This window comes from Candidatus Poriferisodalis sp. (assembly GCF_965208555.1).
GTDB lineage: Bacteria > Actinomycetota > Acidimicrobiia > Acidimicrobiales > Poriferisodalaceae > Poriferisodalis.
This window is the reverse complement of the sequence record NZ_OZ242342.1, coordinates 364002-388927: the sequence shown is the minus strand read 5'-3', so window position 1 is coordinate 388927 and position 24926 is coordinate 364002. Positions and strand designations below refer to the sequence as shown.

Annotated in this window: 10 protein-coding genes; 9 read left to right on the top strand and 1 reads right to left on the bottom strand. The window is 67.7% G+C overall.

The window, feature by feature from the left end:
* Nucleotide 1 precedes the first annotated feature (1 nt).
* From ACOGXE_RS01880 to ACOGXE_RS01855, 6 genes are all read left to right on the top strand, one after another.
* Nucleotides 2-1951 (top strand): fibronectin type III domain-containing protein, encoded by a 1950-nt coding sequence (locus ACOGXE_RS01880; RefSeq protein WP_419932265.1) that lies wholly within the window; start codon nucleotides 2-4, stop codon nucleotides 1949-1951.
* A 241-nt stretch (nucleotides 1952-2192) separates the two neighbouring features.
* The gene (locus tag ACOGXE_RS01875; RefSeq protein ID WP_419932264.1) at nucleotides 2193-4700 is read left to right on the top strand and encodes a cadherin-like beta sandwich domain-containing protein; all 2508 of its coding nucleotides are present in this window, start codon (nucleotides 2193-2195) and stop codon (nucleotides 4698-4700) included.
* Between the two features lie 154 nt (nucleotides 4701-4854).
* On the top strand, nucleotides 4855-6144 hold the full coding sequence (locus tag ACOGXE_RS01870; RefSeq protein WP_419862421.1) for an ATP-binding protein: 1290 nt from the start codon (nucleotides 4855-4857) through the stop codon (nucleotides 6142-6144).
* A gap of 356 nt (nucleotides 6145-6500) precedes the next feature.
* Nucleotides 6501-9647 (top strand): cadherin-like beta sandwich domain-containing protein, encoded by a 3147-nt coding sequence (locus ACOGXE_RS01865; protein WP_419862420.1) that lies wholly within the window; start codon nucleotides 6501-6503, stop codon nucleotides 9645-9647.
* A gap of 113 nt (nucleotides 9648-9760) precedes the next feature.
* Nucleotides 9761-12211 (top strand): cadherin domain-containing protein, encoded by a 2451-nt coding sequence (locus tag ACOGXE_RS01860; protein WP_419932263.1) that lies wholly within the window; start codon nucleotides 9761-9763, stop codon nucleotides 12209-12211.
* Nucleotides 12212-12459: 248 nt separating this feature from the next.
* On the top strand, nucleotides 12460-14838 hold the full coding sequence (locus tag ACOGXE_RS01855) for a cadherin-like beta sandwich domain-containing protein (RefSeq protein ID WP_419932262.1): 2379 nt from the start codon (nucleotides 12460-12462) through the stop codon (nucleotides 14836-14838).
* Nucleotides 14839-14930: 92 nt separating this feature from the next.
* Here ACOGXE_RS01855 and ACOGXE_RS01850 read toward each other — a convergent pair whose 3' ends face one another.
* Nucleotides 14931-16853: a winged helix-turn-helix domain-containing protein gene (locus ACOGXE_RS01850; RefSeq protein WP_419932261.1), complete on the bottom strand. Its 1923-nt coding sequence runs from the start codon at nucleotides 16851-16853 to the stop codon at nucleotides 14931-14933.
* Between the two features lie 276 nt (nucleotides 16854-17129).
* On the opposite strand from ACOGXE_RS01850, the gene ACOGXE_RS01845 reads away from it, so the two are divergent.
* The 3 genes from ACOGXE_RS01845 to ACOGXE_RS01835 all read left to right on the top strand — a co-directional run bounded on the left by ACOGXE_RS01845 (nucleotide 17130) and on the right by ACOGXE_RS01835 (nucleotide 24847).
* Nucleotides 17130-17756 (top strand): LuxR C-terminal-related transcriptional regulator, encoded by a 627-nt coding sequence (locus ACOGXE_RS01845; protein WP_419932260.1) that lies wholly within the window; start codon nucleotides 17130-17132, stop codon nucleotides 17754-17756.
* Between the two features lie 241 nt (nucleotides 17757-17997).
* Nucleotides 17998-18528: a cell wall-binding repeat-containing protein gene (locus ACOGXE_RS01840; protein WP_419933461.1), complete on the top strand. Its 531-nt coding sequence runs from the start codon at nucleotides 17998-18000 to the stop codon at nucleotides 18526-18528.
* Nucleotides 18497-24847 (top strand): fibronectin type III domain-containing protein, encoded by a 6351-nt coding sequence (locus tag ACOGXE_RS01835; protein WP_419932259.1) that lies wholly within the window; start codon nucleotides 18497-18499, stop codon nucleotides 24845-24847. The genes ACOGXE_RS01840 and ACOGXE_RS01835 overlap by 32 nt, the downstream gene beginning before the upstream one ends.
* Nucleotides 24848-24926 lie beyond the last annotated feature (79 nt).

The following is a 24926-nucleotide window of genomic DNA, read 5'->3' as shown; positions in this document are numbered from 1 at the left end:
GATGGTGTCAGGCTGGTTCGGCTGGGGGTTTGTGGTGTTTGTTGGTGGTGCGGTGCGCCGGTGGTGGTCGGTGGTGCTGGCGGTGGTGTTGGCGGCCGGTGTGGCGGTGCCGGCGGGTGCGGGCGTGCGGGGCCGCGAGATCGGCGAGGTGGTGTTGTCGAGCGGTGCGCCGGGGGAGCTCACTGTCTCGTGGGAGGCGCCGGGGCTGGCGCCGTTCGAGTATCGGGTGAGCTGGGCCCGCGAGGATCTGGAGTTCTTGTCGTTCCAGTCCGAGAACGAAGCCCATCGCGGCAACGAGTGGCCCTCAGGTGATGCCGCCTCGGTCATATTGACCGGCTTGGACGAGGGCGCGACCTACAAGGTGCAGATGCGTGCGCGTTTTCGCAGCGTCGAAGGGAAGGTCTCGGCGTCGCCGTGGACCGATGAGGTCACCGCGGGGGTGTCGTCGTCGCCTGTTGCTCAGCAACATCATGGTCAGCAGCAAGATCTGCAGGTTCAAGGCCAGCAGCAGGGACTGCCCGATGAGCAGCAGGGGAGCGAGCTCGGCGAGAACGAGATCGGCGAGGTGGTGTTGTCGAGCGGTGCGCCGGGGGAGCTCACTGTCTCGTGGGAGGCGCCGGGGCTGGCGCCGTTCGGGTATCGGGTGAGCTGGGCCCGCGAGGATCTGGAGTTCTTGTCGTTCCGGTTCGTGGATGAGGAGGCTCATCGCGGCAACGAGTGGCCCTCAGGTGATGCCACCTCGGTCACGCTGAGCGGCCTGCAGGGGGGCGCGACCTACAAGGTGCAGATGCGTGCGCGTTTCCGCAGCGTCGAAGGGAAGGTCTCGGCGTCGCCGTGGACCGCCGAGACCACAGCGGCGGTGCTCGCCCAGCAACAGGCCGAATTGAATCGGGTCCTCGCGCCAGGATTCGTGAGGAGTCCGGAGCGTGATGTCCTTCTGCAGCGGCACTCCACCCACCCGAATCCCACCGGCGTGTGGTCTGACGGGGTCACCATGTGGATCGCCGATGACAGAAACCTCGACAGGGCCTACGCCTACGAATTGGCCACTGGAGCCCGTGACGCCAACAAGGACATCAGCACCCTCGACGATGCCGGCAACGACTTTCCGCGGGGTCTGTGGTCCGACGGCACCACCATCTGGGTCGCCGATGCGGGCTACGGCCAAGAGCTCTACGCCTACGATCTCGACACCGGCGCCCGCGACGCCGGCAAGGACATCAACGCGTCGTGCTCAGCGGGGAATTGCGACCCCATGGGCCTTTGGTCCGACGGCACAACGATGTGGATTGTCGATTGGGGGGATGCCAAGATCTACGCATACGAACTGGCCACTGGTAACCGCGACGCCGACAAGGACTTCAGCACCCGGCGCGCCACCGGCAACGGTACGCCGCGGGGGCTGTGGTCTGACGGGCTCACCCTGTGGGTCGACGATGCGTACGACGACAGGATCTACGCCTACGACCTCGCCACAGGCAACCGCCGGGCCGATCTGGACTTCAACACCCTGGCGGCCGCCGGGAACGGCGATCCTGTGGGGCTGTGGTCCGACGGGACGACTATGTGGGTCGTCGACCACCAGGACGAAAAGATCTATGCGTACAACATGCCGGTCTCGTCGGCGCTGAAATCGCTGTCGATCTCGGGTGTGGACTTCGGATTGTTCCAGACCGGCATCTTCGCCTACTCGGGCACGGCAGCGGCAGGAACGATGTCGGCGACGGTGACCGCGGCGGCGGCATTCGCGGACGACGCGACAGTGACGGTCGCGTGGGAGGCAGCCGACGGCACGACCGGCACAGGAACCTCGGTGACGCTGTCTGAGGGCGAGAACACGATCACGGTCACCTCGTCCTATGACGCCGACGGCGACCCCGACACCGACAACGCCGACGTCCGCACCTACACGGTGACGGTCACTGTGCCCCCCGCAGCCGACAACAGCTGACCGGCAGCCAGCAGCAGATCGACTCTCGGGGCTCGCTGTCGGGCTGAGAGTGTCAGCCTTGGGGGTTGGCGCCTGGGCGGGTGGCGCCGGGCTGGGCGCGTGCTGCTGGGTTCGAGATCGCCAGTGCGGTTGCGCTGCGTCTGTGCTGGTTCGTGAGTGCCGGTATGGGTGTGCTATAGGTGGGCGCGGTGTCGGGTGGGTTCGGCTCGTCGGGCATCGATGAGCACGGGAGGGGTGTGCTGTGAGGGATGGCGCGGTTTGGGAGGGTCGAGACGGCACGGCTGTGGTGCCTGCCGCCGGTGTGTGGCGGCGTCGTGGCCGTTCGGGGCTCGTGGGTCCGTCGGGCCGTTTGGTTCGTTGGGGTGCGCTGGCGGCGGCGGTGGTGCTGGCGGCTAGTGCGGTTCCTGCGGGGGCGCAGAGCACGGACCCGCCTGAGGACTCGATGACGGATCCGCCGCCGGCGGCCGATGATGCGTCGTTGAGCTCGTTGAGCCTGTCGGGTGTGGACTTCGGCGGCTTCTCGGGGGAGGTGCTGGTGTACGCGGCGAACGTGGCGGGCGATGTGCCGGTGACGACGGTGACGGCGACGGCGGCCAATTCGGCGGCTGAGGTGTCGATCCTCGCTGACGACGCCGATACCGAGACCGACGGGCATCAGGTGGGGCTGATTCGGGGCCGCAACTGGGTGCGGGTGTCGGTGACTTCCGCGGACGGGATGGTGCAACAGCAGTACGAGGTGATGGTGGTGCGTGATCCGGGGGAGGCGCTGAGCCGCAATGCCGACGCGGACATCGGCATCCACGGCGACCCGCCGCAGGACGGATGGGCCTATTTCAAGGGCGTGTGGGGCATCAACGACCGGCTCATGCTGATCGGCCATGGCGGCAGCCCCCAAATCCGGGAGGCGTGCACGATCCAAAGCTACGACTTGGCGACGGGTCTGCAATTGGATCCTCGGCTGCTGGATGACCCGTTCCTGCCGGGGTGCAGTCCCTTTCCCACGCTGAACGCGGTCGTCAACGGCGCGTGGTCTGACGGGGAGATCGTGTGGGTCTCGTATCTGCATCAGAAGGTCATCAGGGCCTACAACCTCGAGACAGGCGCGTTCTTGCCTGAGCGGGCGATCAGCACGTCCAAGGCGAAGTCGGGGTCGCAGCTGCTGCGCGGGGTGTGGTCTGACGGCGAGACGATCTGGGTCGCCGAGAACTATGCCTTGAAGGTGTTCGCGTTCGATCTCGGCACCGGCGAGCGCCGGCCCGATGCCGACATTGCGCTGGAGACGGGGGCTGACAGAGTCGACGCCGGGCTGGCGGAGAGGTACAAGATCTTCGGGCTGTGGTCCGACGGGAAGACGATGTGGGTCGGCGAGGGCTGGGCCGCCTCACAGATCTTCCCGGGACCCAACCGCATCTGGGCCTACGACCTGGAGACAGGTGCGCGAAAGAGCGACCTGGACATCCCCGACCCGCTCGGCACCAACAGCACCGCATACGACGGAGCCAACATGGCGGGGTTCTGGTCTGACGGCACCACGTTGTGGGTCAGCGAGACCCGGTATTCCGAGTCCATCAGGGCGTTCAACATGCCCGCCAACGCGCTGCTGGCCTGGCTCAGGCTCAGCGACGCGGACATTCCGTTCTCCGCGGACCGGTTCGAGTACTCGGTGCGCGTGCCGCTGGAGGTGTCGCGGGTGACGTTGTCGGCTGCTGCGGCGTTCTCCGACTCGGAGGTGTCGTTCTCTGTGGCGGACGCCGACGCGGAGGTGGGCGGCGTGCAGGTGGACTTGGCGGAGGGGCTGAACACGGTGGTGGTGACGTCGGCGAACGGCGGCGATACCCGCACCTACACCGTTCGGATCAATCGCGCTGACCCGCCGCCCCCGCCGGTGCCGTTCAGCGCGGAGCTGTCGTCGTTGGCGGTGAGCGGTGCGGAGCTGACGTTCTCGGCGGATCAGCTGATCTATGAGGCCGAGGTGGCTGCGGATGTGGAGAGCGTGACGGTGTCGGCTGTGGCTGCTGATGAGCGGGCGTCGGTGACGGTGCTGCCCGCGGACGCCGATCCGGTTGCCGATGCGCATCAGGTGAGCCTGTCTGTGGGCGCAAACGTGGTGACCATCACCGTGAGGGCGGGCGAGGAGATACTCACCTACACGGTGGTGCTGACCCGACCAGCCGGCACCGGCGACGACAGCGACGACGCTGTGGGCGGCGAGAGCGACAGTGACGGTGACGGCGGTGAGGGACCGGTTTCGCTGCAGAAGGAAGAGCCTGAGGAGTTGGCGGCTGCTGAGCAGCGGTCCGAGTCGGGGTCTGAGTCTGAGTCGGGGTCTGAGTCTGAGTCTGAGTCTGAGTCGGAGTCGGGGTCTGAGTCGGGGTCTGAGTTTGACGGGTCCGAGCCGGTGGGGCCGGCGTTGACGGCGGGTTTCGAGGGTGTGCCTGATGCGCATTCGGGTGCGGGTTCCGATGTGGTGGTGCGGGTGCGGTTCAGCGAGCCGTTGGCGGTGAGCTATGTGACGATGCGCGACGGGGGTGGGGTGTTCGTGCAGTCCCCGCATCGGGTGGTCAGGGCCAAGCGTGTGGAGGGTCGCAGCGATCTGTGGGACATCACCGTCAGGGTCGGCGATGATCGCAGGCTGTCGGTGACGGTGTTCAAGGGCTCTGGCTGTGACGGCGAGCATGCGGTGTGCACCGCGGACGGGCGGCCGGTGTCGGAGGCGGCCCAGGTCTTCATCGAAGGCCCCAGCAGCTAGCCAGTCGCCCGACGGCGACCGCCGCGACGGTGACCCGGCAAGGCTGGGAAGCGCCGCTGCTCGCTGCGGCTGGATGTGCGTCGTATCGGTAACAGTGCGCGCGTCGTGTTGGTGCAGTAGAGGCCGTCGGTTTGGTTCGATAACGTTGCCCGGAATGGGGCCGGGAGTGCCGGACGGCTATTTGCCGCGGATCGTGGACAGCGAGCTCGACGTGCTGTGCGCCGAGCTGCCCGCTGTCGCGTTGGAGGGACCGCGGGCGGTCGGCAAGACCGAGACTGCGCTGCGCCGGGCGACCACTGTGCATCGCTTGGACGACATCGCCGAATTCGACATCGCTCGCGCCGATCCCTCGCGTCTTGCCAAGGGCCATCCGCTGGTGCTCATCGACGAGTGGCAGAGGTTGCCGGAGTCGTGGGATGTCGTGCGCCGTGCGGTGGACGCTGACCCCCGTACGCCTCGGTTCTTGCTGACCGGCTCCGCAGCGCCGGCACAGGCGCCGACGCACTCAGGTGCAGGCAGAATCGTCACGGTGCGCATGCGGCCACTGTCGCTCGCAGAGCGCGGCCTTTGCCCCCCCACGGTGCGTCTCGGCAGCCTGCTCGCAGGCGGCGGCGCGGCGGTGGAGGGAGCTAGTTCGCTGCGGCTGGAGGATTACGCCGAGCAGATCACCGGATCGGGCTTTCCTGCGCTTGTCGGGAGTTCCCAGCGGGCAGCAAGGGCCTTCTTGGACGGTTACCTGGACCGCATCGCCGAGCGTCACGTCCACGAGCAGGGCCGCACGCTGCGCAACCGGGCAGCCCTGCGTCGATGGATGGCCGCCTATGCCGCCGCTACCTCGACAACCGCGGCATTCGAGAAGATCCGGGACGCGGCATCGCCGGGCGAGGCTGACAAGCCGACCAAGGCCACCACTATCGCCTACCGCGCGGCGCTGGAGGGTCTGTGGGCGATCGAGGAACTGCCCGCGTGGCTGCCCTCCCGCAACCATCTGCGCCGGCTGGCCGCAGCACCCGTGCACCAGCTGGCCGATCCGGCGCTCGCAGCGCGCCTGCTCGAGACCGATGCCGACGCCCTGCTCGAGGGGCGTGACAGCGGCCGGCGCATTCCCCGCGACGCCAGTCTGCTCGGCGCGTTGTTCCAATCGTTGGTCACCTTGTCAGTGCGCGTGTACGCGCAAGCGAACGAGGCCAAGGTGTTCCATCTGCGCACTCAGGGCGGAGAGCACGAAATCGACCTGATCGTCCAAGGAGCAGGCGGTCGCGTCGTGGCGCTGGAGGTGAAACTCACCCAGACCGCCTCCCACAGCGACACCCGTCACCTGCGATGGCTCGCAGAACGCATCGGACCCACGCTCGCCGATGCCGCAGTCATTACCACCGGGCCCGAGGCGTACCGGCGACCCGACGGCATCGCTGTCATCCCTGCCGCACTGCTCACCGCTTGAGCACCGCTGTGCACGTCCATGCCGTCTTGACACAGACCTGCCTGTCGCCGCCGCGAATAGACTGACATCAGTGCGCCAGCACGGGGTATCGCCATCACGAGCGCGCCGCAGACTCGAGCGGTTGCAGAGCGCATCGCGGCTCTGAGGCATCGGGGAACAACATGATCAATCGCAGCAGTGCGGGATTCGGCAGCCTCGTTCGGCAGCTGTTCGGTTCTGCTGCAGGACGAGGGCCACGTCGGCCGCGTCGCGCGATGTGCGCGCTGGCGGCATGCGTCGTGGGGTCAGCGGTGCTGGCGACAGCAACGGGGCCTGCCTGGGCACAGAGCAGCGACGCGACCCTCTCGCAGCTTTCGATGAGCCACGTCCGCAGAGGCGTTTCCGTCACCGGCTTCCATGTCGGCAACCCCCAGTACTTCGACTACACCACGCTGGTCGGTCCCACCGTCGCTGAGGCGGTCGTCACCGCAGAGGCGTCAAATCCCTCGGACACGGTGACGATCAGCCCTGCTGACGCCGACCCCGACACCGACGCGCACGAGGTCGCCCTCGCCGTCGGCACGAACGTCGTCAAGATCGTCGTGCAGCCCTCAGACGACTCCGAGCCCAGCACCTACACATTGACGGTGACCCGGCTGTCGGATGCCCCCTTCGAGCGTGACACCACCGAGGAGCACTTTTTCGGCTGGGAGATCGAAGACCCGTACTCGGTGGCATCCGACGGAATCCACATGTGGGCCGCCGGCCCGCTCTCGGCCACCGTCGTCGCCTACGACCTGGCGAGCGGCGAACGTCGGCCGGCTCTGGACATCAGCCCCGAGGCCCATCCGCACGTCGGCTCGTCCCATGGAGTGACGGTGAGCGGGACAACGCTGTGGGTCCTCGACCCCTCGAACCAGAAGATTCATGCATTCGACGCGGCCACCGCCGCGCCGCTGCCCGGCCTGACCTTCGACTCGCCGGCGTCGCCGGGCGAGGCGTGGACCGACGGCGAGACCTTCTGGGTGCACAACGGCGGGCTCGACAGCATCGCCGCCTTCGATGCGGTGACCGGCGAGCATCTCCCTGACAAGAGCCTCACGACGCTCGTCGAGGCGGGCAATACCGCGGTGGGGGGCTTCTGGTCAGACGGCGACACCATGTGGGTCTCAGACTGGAACACCAGCAAGATCTTCGCTTACGACCTGGCCACCGGCGAACGACAGCCCTCCAGGGACTTCGACACGCTCGCCACCACGCTTGCCGGCATCGGCAACCATCTCCCCGCCGGATTGTGGTCGGACGGGAACACCATGTGGGTCTCCGACTTCCGGGTCGACAAGGTCTACGCCTACAACATGCCGCCTACAGCGATGCTGTCGACGCTGGAGATCGAAGGGTTCGACTTCGGCTCGTTCCGGCCCGGCCGGCGGCACTACTCGCTGCACCTGCCGATGAGCACCGCCTCGGTCACCCTCAGGGCCTCGGCAGCGTCGCGCAGCGCCCAGGTGTCGATCAGCCCCGCCGACGCCGACGACACCGTCGACGGGCACCAGGTCGAAGTGGGCACTGACCCAGCCGCGGTGACCGTCTCGGTGGTCGACGGCGACGTCTCCACCTCGTACACCGTCCGGCTGTCCCGCTCTCAGCACGCCACGGTGTCCAGCGACGCAACGCTGTCAGCGCTCGAGCTGACCGATGTCGACCTCGGCGTCTTCGACAGCATCGACTACGACCATGCCGGTACCGTGGACAACAGCGTGTCCCGCACCACGGTGACCGCAACGCCTGCCGACCTCGGCGCTTCGGTCACCATCAGCACGCCTGACGCCGATGCTGCCGACGGCTACCAGATCGACCTGGACGTCGGCACCACTTCGTTCGAGGTCACGGTGGACTCCTCCGACGGTCAGCGCACCCAGATCTACCGCGTGAGGGTTGATCGAGCCGCAGTCGGCGACTACGGCTGGGCAGCTCACCGCGACATCATGCTCGACGACATCAGCGCCACCAATGGGGGTTCGTCCCATGCGGGCGGCGTGTGGTCTGACGGCACGATCGTGTGGGTCGTCGACCAGAGCCGCAGCGTCATCTTGGCGTACGACCGCGACAGCGGGACCCGGCTGCCCGAGCGGGACATCGTCGACCTGCGCACCTACGACGAAGACTGGAACTTCACCGGGAACTGGGATCCCCGGGGCATCTGGTCAGACGGCGACGTCATGTGGGCTGCCGACTGGGTCGACGACAGCGTGTTCGCCTATTCGCTGGCAGACGGCACCCGCCGGGCCGAGGCCGACTTCGAGTTGGCGTACGAGAACAATGAGGCCAGGGGCATGTGGTCCGATGGCACCACCATGTGGATTACCGATGTCCACAAGGTGTTCGCCTATGTGCTCGAGACCGGCCAGCGCGATCCCTCGAAAGACCTTGACGGCCTGAGCGAGGCCGGCAACTCGTCGCCGTGGGGCCTGTGCTCCGATGGCGAGGTCTTGTGGGTGACTGACACGAGCGATGCCAAGACATACGCATACAGCCTCGATGACGGCTCGCGGCTCCCCGAGCAGGACTCCCCAGTCCTCGCGGCCGCGCCGCGGGGCGCGTGGTGCGATGCCAGCCATCTTTTTACGACCAGTTCCGCACGTCGCGTCCACGTGTTCAACATGCCCCAGTCCGAGGAGGAGCAGCAGAGCGAGCAAGAGCGGTCCGACGATCAGGAGTCGGAGTCTGAGGGGCCGTTGTTGGTGTTGGAGCAGCGGGTGTTGGAGCCTGATGAGATTGGTTCGGTGGTGGTGTCGAGCGGTGCTCCGGGGGAGTTGTCGGTGTCGTGGGGGGCGCCGGGTTTGGTGCCGTTCGGGTATCGGGTGATGTGGGCTCGTGAGGATCTGGGGTATCTGTCGTATTGGCAGGCTGATGAGGCCCATCGGGGCAACGTGTGGCCCGACGGCGGGGCGTCCTCGGTGACGCTGTCGGGTCTGGAGCAGGGCGCGAGCTACAAGGTGCAGATCCGCGCACGGTTCCGCAGCCTGGAGGGGAAGGTGTCGGCGTCGCCGTGGACCGGTGAGGTCACGGCGGTGGTGTCGTCGCCGGCCGCCCAGCAGCAGGCCGACGAGCCCGATTCCGCCGAGCAGCAGGCCGCCGAGCCCGAGACTGAAACGGACGAGGCCGAAGCGGTGGGGCCGGCGTTGACGGCGGGTTTCGAGGGTGTGCCTGATGCGCATTCGGGTGCGGGTTCCGATGTGGTGGTGCGGGTGCGGTTCAGCGAGCCGTTGGCGGTGAGCTATGTGACGATGCGCGACGGGGGTGGGGTGTTCGTGCAGTCCCCGCATCGGGTGGTCAGGGCCAAGCGTGTGGAGGGTCGCAGCGATCTGTGGGACATCACCGTCAGGGTCGGCGATGATCGCAGGCTGTCGGTGACGGTGTTCAAGGGCTCTGGCTGTGACGGCGAGCATGCGGTGTGCACCGCGGACGGGCGGCCGGTGTCGGAGGCGGCCCAGGTCTTCATCGAAGGCCCCAGCAGCTAGCCAGGCTGCACAGTCTCGACTCAGTTGGTTGCCGCGCAGCGGGTCAGCGAGACCCGGTGGGCCGAGGCCGTGTGTTGTGTCGCGGTGTGGTGGGTTGGTTCGAGCGTGCTGTGGTGCGTCGGTGGGTGTCGGCGGCGTTCGACGCGGCGACCGGCGACGCGTCGGAGGGTCGGTCGCTGGCGGGAGTGGTGGGGTCGGGCACGCGTGGGCTGTGGTCTGATGGGGCCACGATGTGGGTTGCCGACGGCCCCGCGGCGCGTATCGACGCGTACGATCTGGGGTCGGGCGAGCAGGTGCCGGCGTTGGGGTTCGGCGGTCTGGCGGACGCGGGGAACTCTGAGCCGGCGGGGATCTGGTCTGACGGCGACACGATGTGGGTACTGGACCATCTGCAGCACCGCGTGTTCGCCTACCGCATGGCACCCAACACCGCACAGACACCCACCGACCAGCAGGACCAAGCCGATCAGCAGAACGCCGACCAGCAAGCCCAAGGTCAGCAGCAAGACGCCGAGCAGAACGCCGACGAGCAGCAGCACGGGCAGGCAGATCAGCAGGATCAGGCCGACGAGCAGCACGGCGACGAGCAGCAGCAAGAGCAGGCAGATCAGCAGAACGCCGAGCAGCAGCACGGGCAGGGCGGCGACGAGCAGCAGGACCAGCAGCAAGAGCAGGTGGTGGTGCGCGCTGAGGACGAGATCGGCGAGGTGGTGCTGTGGAGCGGTGCTGCGGGTGAGCTGACCATTTCGTGGGAGGCGCCGGTGCTGGTGCCGTTCGAGTACCGGGTGAGCTGGGCGCGGGAGGATCTGGAGTTCTTGTCGTTCCGGTTCGCCAACGAGGCTCATCGCGGCAACGAGTGGCCCGCCGCAGACGCCACCTCGGTGACCCTGTCGGGTCTGGAGGAGGGCGCCGCGTACAAGGTGCAGCTGCGGGCGCGGTTCCGCGACGCCCGAGGCAAGGTGTCAGCGTCGCCGTGGACCAACGAGACCGCCGCCACCGTGCACTCGGCGGCGTCGCTGCTCGCCCACCAGCAAGCCCAACAGCGCGACGAACAGCAGGGCGTCGACGAGTCGTCTGTGCACCAAGAGCAGGGCACCCAGGACGATCAGGACGCCGAGGAGCCCCAGATCGAGCTGCCCCCGCCCCAGATCGAGTTCGTGGAGTTCGTTGAGCAAGAGAACGGCGACGACGAAGAGCCCGTCGCCGCCCAGCAGAACACCGATTCCGAGCCCGCTTGGACGCTTGTCGGCAACCTCGGATCGTGGGGCAGCGCGACCTGCAGCACGGTCATTAGGGATGCTCACCTGGGCCTCTCGGGCTGGGCTGTGTACTTCAATACGGGCACGAACCCCGAGGGATGGGAACTCGATGAGATCGAGATGGACTTGCTCGAGGGCGTCGGCATCGATGTCGAGCAGTGCCCGGCGGCGCATTGGCTGGGCGTTGATGTGCCGTGCATCGCTCTCGAGGGGCCGAGTCCGATAACTGAGGGGCTGAACACGTTTGTGCCGACGACCGACGGCGTGGTTCTGTCGGGTGATTCCTCTTATGCCATCGTGTTCTCCCGCCGGTCGGGGCTGTCGGAGGTCACGCCTCGGCTGAGCTGGACCAACGCATACTCGGAGGGCGAGACCCACAGTGCCTCGGCGGGCTGGACCTTGGCCGAGCTTCATCGGAAGAAGTATGATGACTCGTGGTCCAGGCTGCTGAACACGCAGGATGCGCAGGTTTCCGGCGTGCACTGGACCAAGGAGATCCCGTCCAATCTGGTGTACCGCACCGAGATTCCGGGGTACGACAATTTCGGAGGCGAGCTGCGTTTCCGGGTCGTGGGCAGGCCGGTGGGCGGTCAGGTGAATCTGGCGCCGTTCTTCAGGGACTGGAAGGTACCGGACGGTGCGGACCCGTTGTCGTTCGCGGTGGATGAGGACCGCGGTGGGGGCGCGGCCGTCGGCTCTCTGAGAGCGCGCGATCCCGACGGCGACGCGTTGAGCTTCACCGTCAGCGGCCAAGATGTCGACGCGTTCAACGAGGACTTCGTGATCGATGCCGCTGGCAGGGTGCTGGTCGCGCCGGGCCGCAGCTTGGACTATGAGAGCCGGTCGCGGTACTCGGTGCGCGTGAGTGTGTCCGACGGGGTGGACGAGGCAGGGCAGATCTCCGATTCGTCCGATGACGAGGTCGCGTTGACCGTCACGGTGAGAGACGTGCCCGAGACCGGAACGCTGACGTTCGATCCGCCGTCGCCGGTGGTGGGCCAGCCGGTCACCGTCAGCATCCATGACTCAGACGGCGAAGTCAGTCTCGTCAAGGTCGCTTGGTACCGCGGGACCTCGGAGACCGTGTCGAGGACCGACTACGCCGACTACGAGCGCATCGGCTACTACGAACCCGGCTGGTCTATACCGCAGGCGTACTCCGGGGAGTCCTACACCCCCACCGAGGACGACGTCGGCAAGTACCTGATGGTCTACGCGTACTACTGGGACCGGCTGAGCGGCGGCAGAATAATGCACGACTTGCGGGCGGTTCGCACCCCGGGGCAGGTCGTGGCGGCACCATAGAGCGCCAGGCCGACCATGGCTTCGAGCAGGCGTACGAGAGCAGTGTGGATTGGTGTGCAGCAGCACACCGATGCGGAACAGACTCGGCGCGTTCGAGCACGATGTCGACTTCGTGGCCGTCGTAGTCGCGTAGGTGATAGATGTGCGCGCCGGCGCCTGGGTCGGATCGGGCACGGAAGGGGTGTGCTGTGAAGCGATGCGCAAACTCAGGCGACGATGAAGGTCGGGTCCTGGTGCGAGGCGTTGGTGTGCGACGGCGGGGCGGTTCGGTTCGTTGGGGGGTGTTGGCGGCGGTGGCGGTGCTGGTGGCCGGGATGGCGGTGCCGGTGGGGGCGCAGAACGGGGATCCGATTGTGGATCCGCCGCCGGCGGCTGATGATGCGTCGTTGAGCTCGTTGAGCCTGTCGGGTGTGGATTTCGGCGGCTTCTCGGGGGAGGTGCTGGTGTACGCGGCGAACGTGGCGGGTGATGTGTCGGCGACGACAGTGACGGCGACTGCGGCCAATTCGGCGGCTGAGGTGTCGGTCCTTTCCGAGGACGCCGACGAGGACACCGATGGGCATCAGGTGGGGCTGATTCGGGGCCGCAACTGGGTGCGGGTGTCGGTGACTTCCGCGGACGGGATGGTGCAGCGGCAGTACGAGGTGATGGTGGTGCGTGATCCGGGGGAGGCGATGAGCCGCAATGCCGACGCCGACATCAGCATCCACGGCGACCCGCCGCACAGCGAATCGACGTACTTCAAGGGCGTGTGGGGCATCAACGACCGGCTCATGCTGATCGGCAGTGGCGGCGTCCTCTATCACGAGTGTTCGATTCAGAGCTACGACCTGGCGACCGGTCTGCCGCTTGACCCTCGGCTCTTGGATGACCCGTTCCTGCCGACCTGCAATCCCTTTCCCAAGAAGCTCGAGGTCGAAAGCGGCGCGTGGTCTGACGGCGAGATTCTTTGGGTCTCGTATCTGCATCAGAAGGTCATCAGGGCCTACGACCTCAAGACACGCGCGCTCTTGCCTGAGCGGCACATCAGCACGTCCAACGCGAAGTCGGGGTCGCAGCTGCTGCGCGGGGTGTGGTCTGACGGCGAGACGATCTGGGTCGCCGAGAACTATGCCTTGAAGGTGTTCGCGTTCGATATCGGCACCGGCGAGCGCCGGCCCGATGCCGACATCGCGCTCGAGACGGGGGCTGACAGAGTCGACGCCGGGCTGCCGGAGCGGTACAAGATCTTCGGCCTGTGGTCCGACGGGAAGACGATGTGGGTCGGCGAAGGCCACGGCGGCCCAGCGCTCTACCGGGGTCCCCGCCACATCTGGGCCTACGACTTGGCGACAGGCGAACGAAAGAGCGACCTGGACCTCCTCAACCCGCTCGGATCCACATATCGCGGCGACAACATGGCCGGCTTCTGGTCTGACGGTGCGACGATGTGGGTCAGCGAAACCCGGTGGGCCGAGTCCATCAGGGCGTTCAACATGCCCGCCAGTGCGCTGCTGACCTGGCTGCAGCTCAGCGACGCGGACATTCCGTTCTCGGCGGACCGGTTCGATTACGACGCAGTGGTGCCCTTGGAGACCTCACAGGTGACGTTGTCGGCTGCGGCGGCGTTCTCCGACTCGGAGGTGTCGTTCTCTGTGGCGGACGCCGACGCGGAGGTGGGCGGCGTGCAGGTGGACTTGGCGGAGGGGCTGAACACGGTGGTGGTGACGTCGGCGAACGGCGACGACACGCGCACCTACACGCTTCGGGTCTATCGCGGCGACCCGCCCCCGCCACCGACCCCGCCGGTGCCGTTCAGCGCGGAGCTGTCGTCGTTGGCGGTGAGCGGTGCGGAGCTGACGTTCTCGGCGGATCAGCTGATCTATGAGGCCGAGGTGGCTGCGGATGTCGGGAGCGTGACGGTGTCGGCTGTGGCTGCTGATGAGCGGGCGTCGGTGACGGTGCTGCCTGCGGACGCCGATCCCGGCACGGATGCCCATGAGGTGAGCCTGTCGGTGGGCGCAAATGTGGTGACCATCACGGTGAGGGCGGGCGAGGAGATTCTCACCTACACGGTGGTGCTGACCCGACCAGCCGGCACCAGCGACGACAGCGACGAAGCTGTGGGCGGCGAGAGCGACGGTGAGCGACCGGTTTCGCTGCAGCAGGAAGAGCCTGAGGAGTTGGTGGCTGCTGAGCAGCGGTCCGAGTCTGAGTCTGAGTCTGAGTCGGGGTCGGAGTCTGAGTCGGGGTCTGAGTCTGAGTCTGAGTCTGACGGGTCTGACGGGTCGGGGTTGCCTGCGTTGACGGCGAGTTTCGAGGGCGTGCCCGATGCTCACGGGGGTGCGGGCACTGTTTTGGTGGTGCGGGTGCGGTTCAGCGAGCCGTTGGCGGTGAGCTATGTGACGATGCGCGACGGCGGTGCGGTGTTCGTGCAGTCCCCGCATCGGGTGGTCAAGGCCAAGCGGGTCGAGGGTCGCAGCGATCTGTGGGACATCACCATCAGGGTCGGCGATGATCGCAGGCTGTCGGTGACGGTGTTCAAGGGCTCTGGCTGTGACGGCGAGCATGCGGTGTGCACTGCTGATGGGCGGCCGGTGTCGCAAGCAGCCCAAGTCTTCATCGAAGGGCCCGACACCAGCAGCTAGCCAGGCTGCGCAGTCTCGACGCTGAGGCAGCAGCCGACCTTCGATGCTGCACATGACTCGCCCGACGTGAGCCGGCCGGCCGCGGCGAGCGGCTAACGGGCTGCGCTGGGGGTGGCGATGCGGTAGCCGCGGCGGGGCACGGTGACGACCACGTCCGCGCCGGTCGCGGCGTCGCCGAGCTTGCCGCGCAGCCGCTTGACGGTGCTGCGGACCACCGCGCTCGAGGTCGCAGCGCCGTCCCCCCACACCCGCTGCGCCAACTCGCTGTGGCTGAGTGTGCGGTCGGGGTCGCAGGCAAGCTCACGCAGCAGGCGACGTTCGAGCCGGGACAGTCGCACCGGCTCGCCCCGCACCCACGCAGCGCCGTTGTCGAGGTCGATCGTGCAGTCGCCGACGGTGGCCGAGTTCGCCGCATGCACGACCGGCGCCGCAGGCGAGTGGTTGCGGCCGCTTGCGACCCGTACCCGGGCGAGCAGCTCGCCGGCCGAGAACGGTGTGGCGATGTAGTCGGTGGCCCCTGCGTCGAGCGCCTGGCGGACGGCGTCAGGGCGGGCGTGGTCTGCCATGACGATGATGGGCGCCGCGGTGGCGCCGCGCAGAGCTGCCAGCGAGCCGTTGCTGGCGCCGGGATCTGCGCCGAGCCCCACCAGCACGGTTCGCGGCGAGACGTCGACCGCTTGCTCAGCGGCCTCCGCGGCGTCTGCGGCTTCGACGACCTCGAATCCGGCCGAGGTCAGGGCTTGGAAGGCCACGTGGCGGGTGCGTGCGTCGTCAGCGACGATCAGCACGCGCTCTCGGGGCGAGCCGAGGTCTGACTCGCCGTCCGACGCGCTGGGCTGGTGGGCGCTCGCCATGCGGCCGACGAGCTCGGTCATCTGGGTGGCCTGGGCGTCGATGAGGTGCACCAGCAGCGCTGTGTCGGCCCGGTCGAGCCAGTGCAGCGACTCGAGCAGCGTGGTGGTGGACCCCTTGACGGAGAGAATGCGGGTTCGCAGCTCTTCCCTGAGGCGTTCGAGGTTGCGCCTGCCGCTCCCCGCAGTCGGATCGGAGGTGTCGGGGTCTTCGGCACCGAGGGGTGCCATGGTCACGATGACCGATTCGAGGCCGCCGTCGGGGGCAGTCATCGGCGTGGCATTGATCGACACGACCAGCGACCTGCCGTCGCTGCGGGTCATCTCGATGCGCTCGCCGCGCACGATCTCGGCTGCGGGGAGTATCTGGGCCAGCGGCAGCTCGAACAGGGAGATCTCCTGACCGTCCTCGCGCCGAATGGTCATGATCTCGAGCAGGCGCGCCGGCGGCTCATCGGGGGAGTGCAGGTCCTTGACAATCCGCAGCGCTTCCCGGTTGACCATGACCGCGTCGCCGGAGGCATCGAAGACGAGCACGCCGACGGGGGAGGTGTCGATCAGCGCTCGCAGCGCGTTGTGCGCGTTGTCGGCGTCGCGGCGACTGCGAGCGTTCTCCACGACGAGCGCGGCCTGCGAGGCGAAGATGTCCAGCGCGGCCTGATCCCCGGCGCCCAGACGCGACCCGTCCTTGGTGCTGGCCAGATAGATGGCGCCGATCGTGTGGTCCTCGAGCCGGATGGGCGCAAGCATCACCGACTCGATCGGCACGGAGAAGTCGAATTCGGGAAGACCGTGCCTCGCGCAGTAGGCGTCGAAGTCGTCGATTCGCCACGACCCCTCGAGCTTGCGGAAGTGCTCGTAGAAGTCGAGGCTGTGGGGGCTGGCAGAGAGCAGGGCGTGCTCGGCGTGAGAGGTGCCCGAGCTGAGGAACAGCTCAACGACTCCGGTCTCGTCGACGACGGTGATGCCGCCGAAGCGGGCGCCGACGAGGGCGCGGGCGCTGTCGATCACGAGCTGCAGGACGCTCTCGAAGCTCATGGCGTCCCCGATGCGCCGGATGGCGTCGCTGAGCTCCCGCATCCGGTCGCGTCCCGCATCAGATCCGTCACGGTCCAGGGATGCGGGGGGCGACAGCACCGCAGCGTCGGCGGTCTCAGATCGCATGTCCGGCTCTGGGTTCGTCACAGCGTGCTCAATCCTACCGTTGCGCCAAATTGATGCTGCAAGCGTGCTTGACATCGTTCTATCGACATACTCGCACCATTTCGAGGCAAATGATTGACTCATTCATCATAAAAGTGCTCATTTCGACCCAAATTTGTTGCGAATGTGACAACATCAGGTCAGGCAACTCGTATGATGGACGCGCAAGCGTTTCGGCGTGCATGCGCACGCCGGGGCGTCAGTCACGAGCCAGCCAGGAGCGGAAAGGGACCATCGGTGCAGAACACGACCCGCAACGACTTCCTGTCCATGCTCGACGTCGCGCGATTCGGTGCGTGCGTCGCTGACGTCGGCGGCGAGGTCATCTACTGGAACCGTCGCGCGGAGGAGATCTCGGGGATCAGCGCCGCCGAAGCCCTCGGGCGGCGCAGCCATGACCTCATGCGCGCGCTGGCCTCCGACATGGCGTCGAGCCCGCCGGACCCCGGCGAGGCGCCCGATGGCACCGAGAGGCCGGCCGCGGGCACGACCCAGCTTGCGCTGGTTCCCGTGGTGCTGACCGACCTCGCGGACCGCGAGACGCTCGTCGCCTACCTGTTCGACGCCTCGTCCGTCTCCGCTGCAGCCGGCTCGACCGGCTTTGCCGCGGACGCGTTGCGCGCAGCGCGCCGCTCAGCTCCTGACGCCGGCGCCGGCGCCGGCGCCGGGGTCAGCAGGCTGTCCCCGCGCGAGGAGGAGATTCTGCGGCACATGGCCGCCGGGGCACAGACCGAGCAGATCGCCGAGGATCTCGACATCAGCATCCACACCGTGCGCAACCACATTCGCGGGCTGCGGACCAAGCTCGGCGCGAGGACCAAGCTCGACGCCGTGGTCATCGCCATGCGCGAGGGACTGCTCTAGCCGCTGACCTCGGCGCTGCAACGCCAGCAGGCGCCGCCGACGGCGGTGCCTGACTCTCTTGGGTCAGCCTGAGCGCCGACGTGTCTGATACGTACGTGTCTCAGGCAAGCATTCTTGGTATGGTGCCGGGCCGCTCGACGCCGGTTCGCGTCTCGGCTTCTCCCCCTCATGTTCCGGTCGTACTGCTGTGCCTAGAGCGCGCCTGTTGTCTGCTGTGCCCAGAGCGCGCCTGTTGTCTGCCGTGCTGTGGCGCTGGTTGGTCGGTCTGGTGCTGGTGTGTGTCGTGGGCCTGGTGCCGGTGGGCCCTGCGAGTGCCCACGAGCACCTAGGCGATATCGAGTTAGAGCGCTTCGGCGGTGCGGATCGGTACGCAACGTCGCTGCTGGTGGCCGAGGCGGTGGCCGCAGATGCCCGCGGGTCGCTGGAGTGGGTGGTGGTGGTGTCAGGCCGGAGCTGGCACGACGCCGTGGTGGCGTCGTCGGTGGCCGGGGATCTGGAGGCCGCGATCCTGCTGACACCGAGAACGGGTCTGCGGCCGGACGCGATGGCCTTCCTGGCCGAGACGGGCGTGTCGAACGTGCTGGTGATCTCCACCGGGGACGCCGTGCCGACCGCCGTGGACGAGCAGCTCACGGCTGCGGGCCTCGAGGTCGAGCGCCTGGGCGGCGCAGATCAGTACGAGACGTCGGTGTTGGCGGCGCGGCGGCGCACCAGGGGCGCTGGGCACCTCGGGCCGGACGGTGTTCTTGGCCAGCGGCGAGGTGTTCGCTGACGCTCTGGTGGCGGGTCCGCTCTCGGCGTACGGGGGTCACCCGGTGCTGCTCACTCCACCCGATGGGTTGCATCCGTCGGTGACCCGGTACCTGCAGCAGACCCCGGTGGATCACGCGCTGGTGATGGGCGGCACGGCGGCGCTGGCCACCGAGGTGTCCGCCGGGGTGGAGGCGCTGGGGATTGGCGTGCGGCGCGTCGCCGGGGCAACACGGATCAGCACGGCATCGCGCCTGGCGGCCCTGGCCGCTGCCGAGATGACCGACCGATGCCCGCGGCATGCCTACCTGGGCCTGGCCCGCGCTGATGTGCCGTTCGACGCGTTCGCGGCGGCGCCGCTGCTGGCCCGGCGCTGCGCGGCCCTGGTGCTGGGGTGGACAGGCGAGATTCCCCGCAACACCGCCAGCTACATCAACCGGTTCCGAGCGCTGCACCTCGACGGCATCACGCTGAACGTCTTCGGCGGCAACGCCGCCATCTCGCAGACAGCCCTCGACGCCTACATCGAAGACTCCTCCCAAGCCGGCCCCGCCGGCGGTGGCGGCGGTGGCGGTGGCGGCGGTGGCGGTGGCGGCGGCGGCATCAGCACCGGAACCGGCGCCACCGGACAGACGGCGCGCCAGACCCGAGGAGCGCAGATACTGCTGCCGGGTGTGCCCCAGGACGTGCGGATCACCGCCGAAGGCGACACCACGCTCGACCTCACTTGGAATCCGCCCAACAGCGACGGCGGCGATGCTGATCTGTCCTACGTGGTGCAGCACCGGGTCGGCTCGACGGGAGGTTGGTCGTCGTCGGGCGTCAAGAACGACGACAGCACCGCCGAGATCGAGAATCTCGTCAACGGCGTCACGTACCAGGTCCAGGTCGCGGCCCGCAACAGCGCCGGCACCGGGACCTTCGTCGTCGTCCAAGGCACGCCAGTGGGAACCAGGGCCCCGGGCGAGCCGGCCAATCTCTCGCTGACCGCCGGCCGCAACCAGCTCGCAGCGAGATGGCAGGCGCCGTCGGAGCGGGGCGGGTACGCGTCGGTCACCTACGAGGTCGGCTACCAGGAGGCCGGCAGCGGCCTCTGGAACACGTTCGCCGCCGACGAGAGCGGCACCTCGGTGACCATTCCCAACCTCAAGAACGGTGTCACCTACGAGGTGCGGGTCGCGGCCAAGAACGCGGTGCTGTCCAGCGGCTACGTCACCGAAGAGGCCACGCCGGTGGGCAGCGGGCCGAGCGTGCCCCAGCACGTGACGGTCACGAACCGCTTCGGGAGCCTCGACGTGTCGTGGCAGGCGCCCTCGAGTATCGGCGGCTACGACGCTGCGCACCTGAGCTATTCGGTGCTGTACCGCAAGACCAGCGGCGGCACCACGATGACGTTCGCCAGCGACGAGCGCGGCACGTCGGTGTCGATACCCAGCCTCGAGAACGGTGTGGAGTACCAAGTGCAGGTCGCGGCCAAGACGCCGGCCGGCTCCAGCAGCACGGTCACCAGGCGGGGCGCACCCATCGGCAATGCGCCCGGCGCCCCGACGATCGACACCGTGACGGCCGGCAACGGCCAGTTGCAGCTCTCGTGGTTCGCCCCGTCAAACACCGGCGACTACGCCGCTTCGTTCCTGACCTACGTGGTGGAGCACCGCGAACAAGGCACCACAGGGAGCTTCCTGACCACCGGGGTGACCATCTCGGGGACGAGCGCCACCATCAGGGGCCTCGACAACGGCGTCGCCTACGACGTGCAGGTCGCCACCAAGAACCCTGCCGGCACCAGCGGCGTCGCCACCGACACCGGCACGCCGGTCGGAACAGCACCGGGGAAGCCTCGCAGCGTGAGGTTGACACCGGGCAACGGCACGCTGCGAGTCGACTGGCAGAAGCCGTCGAGCACCGGCGGCTACGCGGATTCGTTCCTGACTTACACCGTGCAGTACCGCAAGGGCAGCACCGGCGACTTCACGACGTTCGCGTCGGGCCTGTCGGCGCTGACCTCGACCATCACCGGCCTCGACAACGGCGACGAGTACGAGGTGCACGTCGAGGCGGCGAACAGCGCTGTCGCGACCTTCCTCAGCGGCTTCACGACGCCGGTGAAGGGGACTCCGGTGGGCGATGCGCCCGGGGTGCCCCCGAGCGTGTCGGTCACGGCTGGCAAGGGCCAGCTGGAGGTGTCGTGGTCTGCACCGGCGGAAACCGGGGGCTACACGACCGCACAGTTGACCTACTCGGTGCAGTACCGCAAGGGCACCACCGGGGGCTGGTCGACGCATGCCTCCGCCCAGACGGCCACGTCGGCGACAATCCCCGATCTCGACAACGGCGACCTGTACCAAGTGCAGGTGGCCGCGAAGAATCCCGCGCCGCGCATCAGCCCCTACAGCGAGCCCGAGTCGGCGACGCCGGTGGGGGACGCGCCCGGCGTGCCCACGGGCGTCTCGGTGACGGTGGGCAACGGTCAGCTCACCGTGACCTGGGCAGCGCCGTCGGACACCGGCGGGTACGCATCGGCGCATGTGACCTACACCGTCGAGGTCCGCGAGGGCAGCGGCGGCACGTGGTCCGACGACGGCGTCACCGTGTCGGGCCGGCGAGCGACGGTCACCGGCCTCGACAACGGCACCGAATACCTAGTCCAGGTCGCGACGGTGAACCCGGCGGGTACGAGCGCCTTCACCGCGCAAGCGACGGATACGGCGGGCACGCCGAAGGGCACCACGGCCGGTGCGCCGGCCATCAGCGGGGTGAGCGCGGGCAACGGAACGCTGCAGGTGTCGTGGACCGCCCCCACCGACACGGGCGACTACGCCAGCTCGTTCCTGACCTACCCGGTGCAGTACCGCAAGGGCACCAGCGGGCCGTGGGAAACCCTCAGTCCCGAACCCGACACTTCGCCCGCCTCGATCTCAAGCCTCGACAACGGCGACCTGTACCAGGTGCAGGTCGCCGCCAAGAATCCCGCGGGCACCAGCAGCTTCATCACCACCACGGGCACCCCCGTCGGGTCCGCTCCCGGTGCGCCCACGATCGGCACGATCACCGCCGGCAATGGGCGCCTGACCGTGCCGTGGACCGCACCCACCGACACCGGCGACTACGCCGACACGCACATCTCCTACGTGGTCGAGTACCGCGAGCCGGAGCTCGGTGGGGGCTGGCTGAGGTCCGGGGTCACCGTCTCGGGAACGAGCGCCACGATCACCGGGCTCGACAACGGCGTCACCTACGAGGTGCAAGTGGCGGCCAAGAACCCCGCCGGCACCGGCAGCGTCGACACCGACACCGCTACGCCGGTGGGCACCGCGCCGGGCGTGCCCCGCAGCGTGGGGGCGCAGGCCGGCGGGCGGGCATTGCTCGTGTCGTGGACAGCGCCGTCGAACACCGGCGGCTACGACGCCTCGCTGCTGACCTACAACGTGCAGTACCGCGAGACCGACCCCACCGACACCGAGCCGTGGCTCGACGGGCCCCAGGGAGTGTCGGGCACCTCGACGACCATCCCCAGCCTCGCCAACGGCACCGAATACGAGGTGCAGGTGCAGGCCGTGAACCTGGCGGGTCGCAGCGCCTACTCCACCCCGTCGGCGAAGGGCACGCCGCTGGGCACCGAGCCCAGCGAGGCGCGCAACGTCACCGTGACGCTCGAGGGCGGCGGCAAGCTGGAGCTGTCGTGGGACGCCCCGACCGACGACGGCGGCTACACCGACATCACCTACGTGGTCGAGCATCGCGAGGCCGACACCAGCGGCAACTGGTCCGCCGACGGGGTCACCATCACCGGCACCACTGCCGTCATCCGCGGCCTCGCCAACGACACCGCCTACGACGTGCGGGTCGCGGCCGCCAACACTGCCGGCACGGGCCCGTTCACCGAGGTGTCTGGCACCCCGGTCGGCACCGTGCCCGGAGAGCCGGGCGACGTGGTGATCACGGCCGAGAACAAGCGGCTCAAGCTCGACTGGACTGCGCCCACCGAGACCGGCGGCTACAGCTCGCTCGACTACGTCGTGGAATACAAGGAGAACGGCGACGACGACGACTGGCGGGTGTTCGGCGAGAACGCCGCCAACCGCGCCAACACCACCACCACCATCACGGGGCTGATCAACGACCTCGACTACGACATCCGGGTCACCGCCGTCAACGAGAAGGGCCGGGGCACCGAGTACCAGTCGGCCGGCACACCCGTCGGCTCGGCACCGGGCACCCCGAGACACGTCACGGCTCGGCCAGACCACGAGTCGTTGCGAATTACTTGGAGCGCGCCGCACAGCACCGGCAGCTACAGGGCCGGCGCGCTGGCCTACACCGTCGAATGGAAGGAGAACGGCAGCGCCGACGCCTGGTCGGACACCGGGGTGACCATCACCGAGACGACGGCGGAGATCACCGGCCTCACCAACGGCACGGCCTACGACGTGCGGGTCGGTGCGTCGAACCCCGTCGGTGCTGGTGCTGCCTACGGCACGGCAACCGCGACGCCAGCCAAGAGCTTCGTACCGCGTGATGTCGAGGTCACCGGAGGCCGCGGCAACAACAACTTGATCGTGTCGTGGTCGGCCCCAGCCGCGCCCCAGAGCGAGATCGGCACCTACGACATCCGTTACCGCCTGCGCGATACGGAGCCCTGGACGACAGTCACCGACCGGACATCGCCCTACACGATGTCCTCGCTGACTCGGAACGACTGGTACGAGGTGCAGGTCGGCGCCAACGACACGTCAGGCAGCGACACGGTGTGGTCGAATACCGTCACCCGCAAAGTAACGGCTGCACCCTCCGTTCCCCAGAAGCTGGCGGACAATGGCCGGCTCTTCGAGGACAAGCTGCACCTCAGGTGGAAGGTCCCTCCGCCGAGGACGTGCATTTACACGTACAAGATCCAGTGGCGCCGACCCGGCGAGAGCTGGGATCCCGTCAACCGGCAAAAGACCGTCGCCATGTCGTGTGGCGCGGAGGCGTACGGGAAAGACGTCTCAGTCGAAGGCATCAAGGACGACGACGGCGACGGCACCGAGTGGGAGATCCGAGTCATCGCCCGCAACGACGGCGGCGACAGCCCGCCGTCTGACGTATTCAGCTACACGATGCTGCACTCCGAGGCTGAGTACAACTACTGGGTCGAGGAGAACTTCATCGAAGTGCTCGAGGACGACTGGCCGTGGCTGCGCACGGTGTGGCGATTCGTCGACGAACGACCCGGCACCAGCATCACGATTCACAGCCAAGGCACTCCTGGCGTCTACCGTTCACATATCTCGACGATTCCGCTGGCCGAACGGGACAACCTGCCGGCTTCGAGATTCAATGACATCGGGCTGGACGAGAACCTCAAGCGAGACGACCCAGAGCACATCAGCGCGTTGCTCCATGAGTACGCACACGTCTGGACGTTGTCGACTGACATCGCCGACTACATCGCGCAGGACGGCGGCGATGCTGCCATCGCCGCCTTGTCCCTCCTCTACGTGAACGAGACGTACTCCAACCGGGTATGGCGCGACAGTTGGTGCACCGCCCACGAACTACTGGCCGACCTGATCACCTACGTGGTGATGAAGGACGCAAAACGCGACGTCGAGGCCGGCGATCTGTCCAATCCGCACCACCTGTTCGTTCCGCTGACTCTGAGTGTCCCGTATCCGTACCGGGTGAGAGACTATCTGAGCTATTGGTGGACGTGCGACAAGGTCACCACGATTGTCGACCGTGAGCCGACGAGTGCCGACGAGGACTTCATCCGCGACGTGCTGGCCGGCGACCTTCCCGACTGGTTCACGGACACCTACGGCGGATCTGCTTCCGACCTCCGCTCACGCGACTATGACGGCAACGCGAACCGGCTGTGGACTCATGTTCGCAGATTCCAGTACTACGAGGAATGGGGCCAAACCAGCTATCGGGTGGTGCCGGTCGTACACTTCAGCACGCTTTTTGGCGGCTATTGCAGCAACTCCGCTGCGACGCATGCAGCTATGACCCCCGGTACCCCGAACGCGGGACGCAACCCGTGGATCAACAACGGCTGCCCGCTCGAAGACCCCGGCCGGATCGACCTCGAAGCCGGCGCCGGCCGCATCGACGTCAACTGGTACAACTCGCGCAACATCAACACTGACCGGGTCGACGAGATCGAGATCCAATGGAAGGCCGACGGCGAGGAATACTCCGACGACATCGCCGACGGCCGCACCGCCACGGTTGCCCAGGGAGCGCTTCCCTACCGCATCACTGGTACCGCCGGCACGCAGTTGACCGTTCGCCTGCGCTTGGTGAGCGGCAGGTATACCAGCAACTGGGTTGAGGAACAGCAGACCATCGGCGCCTGAATCGGGTGCGTCGGTTCACACGATCATGGACACAGCTCTAGCCGCTGATCTCGGCGTCGCCGGATCCGCCGGCATCGTT

What these genes read in the sequence shown, in the direction of transcription:
- ACOGXE_RS01870 (WP_419862421.1), top strand. Translation starts at nt 4,855, where the DNA reads ATGGGGCCGGGAGTGCCGGACGGCTATTTGCCGCGGATCGTGGACAGC.
- ACOGXE_RS01880 (WP_419932265.1), top strand. Translation starts at nt 2, where the DNA reads ATGGTGTCAGGCTGGTTCGGCTGGGGGTTTGTGGTGTTTGTTGGTGGT.
- ACOGXE_RS01850 (WP_419932261.1), bottom strand. Translation starts at nt 16,853, where the DNA reads ATGCGATCTGAGACCGCCGACGCTGCGGTGCTGTCGCCCCCCGCATCC.
- ACOGXE_RS01865 (WP_419862420.1), top strand. Translation starts at nt 6,501, where the DNA reads ATGAGCCACGTCCGCAGAGGCGTTTCCGTCACCGGCTTCCATGTCGGC.